This is a genomic window from Microcoleus sp. BM001215392 (genome assembly GCF_036700185.1).
Taxonomy (GTDB): Bacteria; Cyanobacteriota; Cyanobacteriia; order Cyanobacteriales; family Microcoleaceae; genus Microcoleus.
Genome location: NZ_JAUBOJ010000333.1, coordinates 1 through 8763, shown reverse-complemented (window position 1 = coordinate 8763; position 8763 = coordinate 1). Strand labels below are relative to the sequence as shown.

General features: G+C 46.0%; 6 protein-coding genes. 4 read left to right on the top strand and 2 right to left on the bottom strand.

The window, feature by feature from the left end; all coding sequences use genetic code 11:
- The first annotated feature begins 184 nt into the window (after positions 1 to 184).
- A complete protein-coding gene (locus QT974_RS26680) occupies positions 185 to 1288 on the top strand; it encodes a glycerate kinase (protein ID WP_333471426.1) in 1104 nt (367 codons plus the stop codon).
- A gap of 276 nt (positions 1289 to 1564) precedes the next feature.
- On the opposite strand, the gene QT974_RS26675 is transcribed toward QT974_RS26680, so the two are convergent.
- Positions 1565 to 1930 carry a hypothetical protein gene (locus QT974_RS26675; RefSeq protein WP_333471425.1) on the bottom strand — a complete coding sequence of 122 codons (366 nt, stop codon included), beginning with the start codon at positions 1928 to 1930 and terminating at the stop codon, positions 1565 to 1567.
- Positions 1931 to 2258: 328 nt separating this feature from the next.
- Here QT974_RS26675 and QT974_RS26670 point away from each other — a divergent pair, with 328 nt between their 5' ends.
- The gene (locus QT974_RS26670) at positions 2259 to 2786 is read left to right on the top strand and encodes an orange carotenoid protein N-terminal domain-containing protein (protein ID WP_333471424.1); all 528 of its coding nucleotides are present in this window, start codon (positions 2259 to 2261) and stop codon (positions 2784 to 2786) included.
- 556 nt (positions 2787 to 3342) lie between these two features.
- On the opposite strand, the gene QT974_RS26665 is transcribed toward QT974_RS26670, so the two are convergent.
- Positions 3343 to 5196 carry an ATP-binding protein gene (locus tag QT974_RS26665; protein ID WP_333471423.1) on the bottom strand — a complete coding sequence of 618 codons (1854 nt, stop codon included), beginning with the start codon at positions 5194 to 5196 and terminating at the stop codon, positions 3343 to 3345.
- A 401-nt stretch (positions 5197 to 5597) separates the two neighbouring features.
- On the opposite strand from QT974_RS26665, the gene QT974_RS26660 reads away from it, so the two are divergent.
- Together QT974_RS26660 and QT974_RS26655 are read left to right on the top strand one after the other, a co-directional pair.
- Entirely contained in the window at positions 5598 to 6320 is a 723-nt protein-coding gene (locus tag QT974_RS26660; RefSeq protein WP_333471422.1) for a response regulator transcription factor, read from the top strand.
- A 557-nt stretch (positions 6321 to 6877) separates the two neighbouring features.
- Positions 6878 to 8530, top strand: a complete 1653-nt coding sequence (locus QT974_RS26655; protein WP_333471427.1) for an alpha-amylase family glycosyl hydrolase — start codon at positions 6878 to 6880, stop codon at positions 8528 to 8530.
- Positions 8531 to 8763: the final 233 nt, after the last annotated feature.

Here is an 8763-nt window from a genome sequence, read left to right as displayed (position 1 = left end):
TGCAGCGGATGAGTGCAAGGCAAATATGTTTGTAGGGGCGAAGCATGACCGTAGTGAATATAAAATTATAACTAATAACTTATATGCGGTCATGCTTCGCCCTCTTCACAAACCAGATGCACCCCATAATATCATCCAGTCATCTAATTATCCAATTATCCAATCCTAAAATCTAAAATCTAAAATGGTTGACTCGCCTGTAACGCCTGTTGAAATTTTACGCCGCTGGCAAACGGGCGATCGCCCCCTGGCTCCAGATTGCGATCGCCTTGCCTCTTGGGAACTTGCCGACGATGTGCGATCGCGAGCTTTTAACATTACTCCTGAGAGTGCGGCCGATGTTGTCCGCTACAAAACCGATTTATTCTTTTCTCTGCTTGACGACCTGCATACTTGGACGGTAAAGTCAACTATTTTTCTCGAAACTTTGTGGAATCTTTGGCTGCCGCTAGCAATCCAACTATCGACACAAAAACAAAGTTTAAACCGTCCTCTGATTCAAGGAATTTTAGGAGGACAAGGAACCGGAAAAACGACTTTATGCCAAGTTTTGAGGCTAATTCTCTTAAAATTGGGATATTCTACAGTCAGCCTTTCTCTAGACGATCTTTACAAGACTTATGCCGATCGCCAAAAACTGCAAAAACAAGACCCCCGTTTAATTTGGCGCGGCCCCCCCGGCACTCACGATCTTGACTTGGGCATAGAAGTATTAGACAAGTTGCGCGCTTTTCAAACTCTCGAATTAGCAGCAGTTGACAGTCCAAAAATAGAAATTCCCCGCTTTGACAAATCAGCCTGGGGAGGTGCGGGGGATCGAAGTCAACCAGAACTTATTTCCGGTGCGGATATCGTACTGTTTGAGGGTTGGTTTGTCGGCATGAATCCGGTGGTTGATGCTCGATTGAACGAGTTTTTAGCAAATGCGCCGTTTCCGATTTCCACCGAAGCCGACTGTCAGTTTGCGCGCGATATGAATGCAAAGCTGCACGACTATTTGCCGCTGTGGAACCGATTAGATCGGTTGATGGTTTTGTATCCCCGAGATTACCGCCTTTCTCAAGTGTGGCGCAATCAGGCGGAACGGGAAATGATGGCGGCGGGGAAGTCGGGAATGTCTGAGGCCGAAATTAATCGGTTTGTTGAATATTTCTGGAAAGCGCTGCATCCTGAGTTATTTATTCAGTCGATGCTTGAGGGCGATCGCGTGGATTTGGTAGTGGAAATTTTGGGCGATCGCGCGATCGGCAAGATTTGTCGTGCGATCGACTTAAAATCAAGCCTTTAGCGACACTTAAATTTTCATAGGTATAAACTTAAGCCGAATACTTGAAAAATCGCGCTTCTACCGTAATCCAGATCCCCCTAAATCCCCTTAAGAAGGGGAGTAGGGGTTGACTTTGAAAACTTCTGGTTCCCCCTTTCTTAAGGGGGGTTAGGGGGGATCTAGACTTGGATACAAACCGGAGAGACTAACAGTTTTAGGCTTAACTCGATACCAATAAACAATCTTATGTCCCTACAGTATTGCTGTTTATCGTCAACTCAATTAACAATTGCTAAATTAACTGCCGGGAGTACCCATTTCAATCGCTTTTTGCACCAAATCGTCAGTAACATTGCCCGGTACACCTGAGGGGTTAATTTCCTTAGCCATCGACAGAAAATCATCGGGATTTCCCTTTGCATCTGCCGGCATTGGGATTTCTTGAGGGGCGGGAATCTCAAATTTAGGTGCAGTTGCAGCGGCGGCTGCTTCGGCGCCGGCACTGGTGCGATCGATATCGCTAACGCTGAATTCTTTGGAAGCTTCGTAGTCGGCGGATACATCAACCGCCGGCAACTTTTGTTCTCCAGCTTCCACGCTCTCAACTATCTGAGCAGCGTCAAATGTTTGAGTGTTATCTAATTCTGTATTTATTTCCGACATGGCTTACTCCTTGCTATTTTTATTTAACAATTCAATATATTTATATTTACTTAATTCCCGGGATTTTTCATCTATCCGCAGATGTATCGTATGCTTCTATCTAAAGGATGATTTATGCTAAAGCTGTGGCTCCGAATTACACATCTGTAAAAAGATAATCTAAGTATCAGCAAGCTCGAAACCCTGATAAAATAAGTCATTTTGTCAGCTAAAATCTAGAATTTAAAATCTAAAATCTAAAATCGCATTACCTCTGGGGGATGGTGACTTGTACTGACAAATGTTGATATCTATATATTCTGGAAGCATTTTTTAAGGAATTTTATTTATGAACTCACCCGCCGCGACTAATTCTCACGCTCTTTCCAACGACACTCAAAACATGGTTGAAAAAATCAACGGGTTGGGTACAGATGAAAAACTGGCACTGCTGTACTTTGTTTATGAAAAAATGGGAGAGTCAATTACACCTGCAGCTCCCGCCGCCGCGGAACCAGAATTAGCTCCCGTGCTGCTCAATGATTTTTACAATCTTTCCCACGACCAACAACTGAATATCATGCGAGGTATTGTGAATCGCGACGACACGCCTTATTCTCACGCTTACGGAGCTTTAACTGCTAACAATCAGTTGCTGGTTTGGTATGCTTGGGCTGTTGGTATGGGGGAAAAAATTGTCGATATTCCTGAAGGATATGAGGCAACTGAGGCTGTGAATGGCGTGTTAGGTCAAATTGAAGGTCTTGAGTTTGAACAGCAGATTTCGGTGCTGCGCGATGTAGCTAATAATATGGGCTACACGGATGTTAAACCCATTGCTACTCAGGCTCAAGTTGGGAAAACTTCTAGTCTTTAGGAAATAAGACGGTGCCGTTGAAACTGCGTATCTCGTCAAAGGAAGATAAGATGCTGCGGACTGAAGAATAAACCAGGCTTTCAAGCCGGATTGGGTGTAATACCCTGTCCGGTCGATTACTCTAACAAAAAGCAGTTTGTAGTGCGGACTTCAGTCCGCAAAAAGCAGTTTGTAGTGCGGACTTCAGTCCGCAAAAAGCTGCGGACTTCAGTCCGCACTACGAACGAAATTAATTGAGGTTAATCGAGCGCATACGATATAATTAGCTGGCATGAGTAAAGCTCCGAAATGTCCGCAGATTTCTATGCCAATTTCGGTTTTAATCCTTCCTAAATTGCTCCTGAATGCAAAACTTAATTATGTAGGATGTTCGATCGTTCGGACTTTAGTCCTCAATTTTTATGAGGACTAAAGTCCGAACGATCGAACCTATCTTCTTGTGGTGGTTGGAGGGAATATGATAAGAAGTGACGAAAAAGTGCGCTCGCCAACTATTCTTTCTTATTCCTGATGACTAATGATTTCTTTCTTCCTAATGACTACTGACAAGCTTCGGCTAGTTTTTTTTAGGCTTGACTTTTCGCGGAATTTCGACCCGAAATGTGGAACCTTTTTTTGGTTGACTTTCGACCTCGATTGTGCCGTTCATCATCTCGACTAAGTAGGCGCTAATCGCTAGTCCTAAACCGGTGCCAGGATAAATGCGAGTTGTGCTTTGATCTGCTTGGCGGAATTTGTCGAAAATGTGGGGCAAATCGGTTTCACTGATGCCGATTCCTGTGTCTCGAACGGCGATACTTAGCCGATCGCCATTTAATTCCTGCACCTCAATGCGAATGCAGCCCTGATGGGTAAATTTAACCGCATTAGAAATCAGATTTACCAAAACTTGGCGCAGGCGCAACTTGTCATTAACTATAAATTGATGTTGCAAGCTCACGCCGACGCAGATTGCCAAATTCTTGTCGCTGGCTTGATTGCCAAATTCCAAGGCGGCATTCATTACTAAATGCGCTAAATCAAATTCTGCAATTTCTAGTTCTGTGCGACCGCTCTCGATTTTGGAGAGGTCGAGGATATCGTCGATCAGCACTAGCAGGTTTTTACCGTTATTTAAAATTCGCCCCACCATGTCTATTTGTGGGGTACTGAGCAGTTGTTTGTGCTGGCGGAGCAACAATTGGGAAAAACCAATAATTGCATTCATCGGAGTTCGCAATTCGTGGGACATGGTAGCCAAAAATTGCGATTTTAACTTTGCTGCTTCTAGCAGTTGCAATTTTTGCTGTTGAATGCGCCGGCCCTGATTTTCCAGTTCTTCCTGCTGGCGAATTAGCAGCTCGTTTTGCAACTCTAAAAGCTGTTCCTGTTTTTTTAATTTTTCGATCGCCCGCGCGCTGTTAATCGCGATCGCAGCTTGTCTTCCCATCACCGCCAGCAGTTGCAAAGAACCCTTGTCAATGGCGGTGCTGTCTTTCTCGTTGCCGATCGCCAGCACGCCCAAACGCCCGGTTTCCCCGGACTCGATCGCCGCAGCACAGGCCGCCACTGGCACTCCTGAGTCCGACTCAGATCGCCACAGTTGAGACTCTCCCGTTGCAAACGCTTTCAGCAGCAGCTTGTCTTGGACGTGCCGGGTTTTACCTGCACGTGCTAAGTTGGTCGCGCCCCCGACAGCGCTGAGTTTGAGGTTGCTCGAATCGCTCTCTGGGAGTGCCACCAGGCAGAATTGGGCTCCGGCGATCGCCTCTACAGTCGCGTCCGCGATCGCTTGCAACAATTCGCGCAAGTTTCCCGCACGCTGGCCCAACAGATTTGTAAATCGCTCGATCGCCTGCAAATGGCCTGCTGCGTTGATTTTGTCGCACAAATCTTCGCTTTCGATCTTAGCTTGCGAGGACGATTCACCGCGCAAAAATCCTGGTTCTGCTGCGGGCTGGTGTTGAGTTTGTTCGATCGCCTCTATATCTGTGTACGTTCCCACCCACTCCAAAACTTCTTGAGAGTCTGGGTTGGCGGGCGCTCCTCGCGCCACGTTCCAGCGGTAAGTACCGCACCGCGCCAAGAGACGAAATTTTATTTCATAACTTGGTGGCGGGATCTGATCCGTGCGCGAGCGAGCCAACAGACGAGCGCGGTCTTCGGGGTGGACGCGCGCCAGATAGCCGAAACCCAAAGCTGCGGATGCTGGTACCCCCGTGTACTCCTCCCAGCAGTCGCCCAAATAAGTCGCCCAGCCGCTGGCATTTACTTTCCAAACTATATGAGGAATTACCTGCAACGGGCGATCGTCCTGAGTTTGGCAAGAGCCAACTTGTAGTTGGGGGGATGTTATTTCTGATGCTTTGTATAATATTTCCGTCTCGGCCAAGTCCGAGGGAAAAGAGTTATTGCTGTGATAGTGAGTCATAACTGGTTTTATAAAAAATAAGTAATGAACCTGCTCCCGAACACCCACTAAAGAAGGAGTGCGGGTTGCTTTATTGATTTGACGTACAAGGTGCATCAAAAGTTTTTATACTTTCAAGTTATCTGGGTAGTAGTATCTTTACCTCTATCAAGGGGCGGACAATGCAATAATTGATGTAAACTGTTATAACATTGAGACCGTCACCAGTCCCGATCGCACTTTTGAGCCGTTCTCGGTAAAATTACTTGAAAATTTACTTGCAATCTTGGCGATTGCATGAGTATGCTGGAAAAAGATGTGCAGCCTCTCAAAGGCTAAATCAGGACACATTCTCAATTTGACTCAGCTAGGCTGAGTCACTTGATGATATTTTAAAAATTTAGCGGACTATTGGAAGAAAGATGAGTAAAATTCGCGTTGCTTTGATAGAAGACCACGACCTGACAAGAGTCGGCATCCGCACAGCTTTACAACAGCGTGACACTATAGAAGTTGTCGGCGATGCAGCTAACGCTACAGACGGATTGAAACTGCTTCAATCTTCAAAACCTGACGTGGCAATTGTAGATATTGGCTTGCCCGATTTTGACGGCATTGAACTGACACAAAAGTTCAAAAAATCAATGTTGGCAGAATCCGATCCAGATACCAAAATTTTGATTTTGACTTTTCAGGACAACGAAGAAGAAGTCCTCGCAGCTTTTGCCGCCGGAGCTGATTCTTACTGCATGAAAGATATCAGCTTCGATCAGTTATTAGATGTAGTAAAAGTAACTCACGAAGGTAACTCTTGGATCGATCCGGCGATCGCGCGGATCGTCCTGAAACAAGCTAGAACTAAGGAGGCTGCGCCGGAAGAACCGAAGCCAGAGGGCAAAAGAGTCACAATTAAGGCAGCCGAACCCGAGTTCAGTCACATCATTGAGACTTACCCTTTAACCGAGCGGGAATTAGAGGTTTTGGAACTAATCGTGCAGGGTTACAGCAATGCTGCTATCGCCGAAAAGCTGTACATTACTGTCGGTACAGTCAAGACTCACGTCCGCAATATTTTGAACAAGCTGTGCGCTGACGACCGAACTCAAGCAGCCGTTCTCGCCCTCCGCTCGGGCTTGGTTGGATGAAGCATTATCACCAGCTAAAAAGCAGTTAAAAATAGGGTGCGTCCCGCGCACCTTACTGCCAAAAATTTAGGTATTTGGTGCGCGCGCGGCGACAAATTTATTAGGGTATTTTGGGGTCAAAAATCCCTGCTTCGATTATCGAAAATCTCGTTAGCGAAGCCCGCCCCTACCGGAGGCTCATCAACGAAGAGGATCGCACAATGGGCAGCTATCGCCAAAGAGTTAAGTTGCAAAAATTATAATATAAGTCCGCATCTATCTCAGTACAGATATTTTAAAAAAAATTTTTTATAAAATATACCTTCAGATAGATGCAATATCTGACTCTAATTTTTAATACTTATCGTTGAGCCAGCAGAAGTTAGATAAATTAGAGTACACTGCCAATTTGGGGCCAGTTCACTTCAGAAAATGCAGCCTCTGGGGCAAGATGCTCCTACTTTTAGGAATAGTTAAGCATTTACAGAATTTATATCCAGAGAGTGATGCCTGAGTTCGCTTTAATTTGCGAAATTCAAAGTATCAACTGCTACTGAAATATGCTAAAAAGAGGCAATATGGCCGCTCAAATTAAATTCAAATTATTTGCTCCATACAATAAAGGAGCTGCCTTGATGGGGTCTTTTTCTAATTGGGAAGAAATTCCGATGAAAAAGGACGAAGCAGGTTATTTCCGCACCGAAGTTGAATTGAAGGATGGCGTTTATCAATACAAATTTCGCGTGCAGTCCAAAAGCTGGTTTCTAGAAGCCGATCAGTGGGTAGATGTGGTAGATCCCTACGCGACTGATATTGACGATCCTACTCAAAACGCCGTGCTTCGGATCAAAGATGGCGATCGCATCGTGGATACCTACGTGTGGCAGCACGATGACAAACCGCTACGGGCCGATCGAGAATTAGTAATATACGAAATGCACGTCGCCGACTTTTCCGGCGGTGAAGCCGATCCCCTGGCCCGCGGCAAATACGAGCACGTCGTCGAAAAACTCGATTACCTAGCCGAGCTCGGCGTCAACGCGATCGAACTCATGCCCCTCAAAGAATACCCAGGCGATTACAGTTGGGGCTACAACCCGCGCTACTTCTTCGCTGCGGAGTCCAGCTACGGCACCACCGCAGAACTCAAAAACCTGATAGACGAGTGTCACGGGCGCGGGATTCGCGTCATCATCGACGGAATTTACAACCACTCCGAATCATCCAGCCCCCTCACCCAAATCGATCACGATTATTGGTACCACCACGCCCCCCGCGATCCAGACAACAATTGGGGCCCAGAATTCAATTACGAATTTTACGACGAAAACTTAGGAACTTACCCGGCGCGCAAATTCATCGGCGATACAGTGCGTTATTGGGTTCAAGAATATCATCTCGACGGCATTCGTTTCGATGCCGCGCGACAGATTGCTAACTACGATTTCATGCACTGGATAGTTGAAGAAGCCAAAAATGCCGCCGGCCCAAAACCCTTTTATACCGTTGCCGAATACATTCCCGAAACTCCCAGCATCACAAATCTAGACGGGCCAATGGACGGCTGCTGGCACGATAGTTTCTATCACTGCATTGTCGAACATATCTGCGGCGATACCTTTGATTTAGAACGCCTCAAAGACGTAATCGACTGCAAGCGGCAAGGCTTCTTGGGTGCGACAAATGTAGTCAATTATTTGAGCAATCACGATCACGATCGCATTTTTGCCGAATTGGGCGATCGCGGGATTTTGGATGAACCAGCATTCAAGCGAGTCAAGTTGGGTTCTGTACTGTTAATGACCGCAGTTGGCGTGCCGCTGATTTGGATGGGCGAAGAATTTGGCGAATATAAAGCCAAAACAATCGAACAAGCTAAAATTGACTGGACGCTGCTAGGAAATGAGATGAATAAAGGTTTGTGGGAATACTACAAAGGCTTGATTAACCTGCGCAAAAACAACCAAGCACTTTACACCGAAAACATCGATTTTTTCCACGAAGATCCCGAATCAAAAGTGTTTGCTTACACTCGCTGGAACGATGAAGGTTCGCGAGTTGTGGTAGTGGCTAATATGTCGGAAAATTATCTAGCTGGTTACAGCATTCCCCACTTCCCCGCCAATGGAACTTGGCACGAATGGACTGGTAATTATGATGTGGAATCGGGCGATGACAATATTATGATTGACTTGCCGGAATACGAAGCAAAAGTGTTGGTCTGGCAGTAAGCTGTCCTAACGACGATCAAACCGATGTTTTGAACCCAAAAAATACAGCATATTCCAGGTTTATGAAGTACACCCCGCGATCGAGTGCCGTAGGGAAACGGGAGTGCCAATAGGTGTCAACTTAAGCCGACTATCTGCCAGTCCGTTAGTCCGCCAGGGACTGAAGTCCCCCTCTTATAGCGAAAGTCCTCTTAAGAGGACTAATGAGTTCTTCAGTCCTCTTAAGAGGACTT

What these genes read in the sequence shown, in the direction of transcription:
- QT974_RS26665 (WP_333471423.1), bottom strand. Translation starts at nt 5,196, where the DNA reads ATGACTCACTATCACAGCAATAACTCTTTTCCCTCGGACTTGGCCGAG.
- QT974_RS26670 (WP_333471424.1), top strand. Translation starts at nt 2,259, where the DNA reads ATGAACTCACCCGCCGCGACTAATTCTCACGCTCTTTCCAACGACACT.
- QT974_RS26655 (WP_333471427.1), top strand. Translation starts at nt 6,878, where the DNA reads ATGGCCGCTCAAATTAAATTCAAATTATTTGCTCCATACAATAAAGGA.
- QT974_RS26675 (WP_333471425.1), bottom strand. Translation starts at nt 1,930, where the DNA reads ATGTCGGAAATAAATACAGAATTAGATAACACTCAAACATTTGACGCT.
- QT974_RS26680 (WP_333471426.1), top strand. Translation starts at nt 185, where the DNA reads ATGGTTGACTCGCCTGTAACGCCTGTTGAAATTTTACGCCGCTGGCAA.
- QT974_RS26660 (WP_333471422.1), top strand. Translation starts at nt 5,598, where the DNA reads ATGAGTAAAATTCGCGTTGCTTTGATAGAAGACCACGACCTGACAAGA.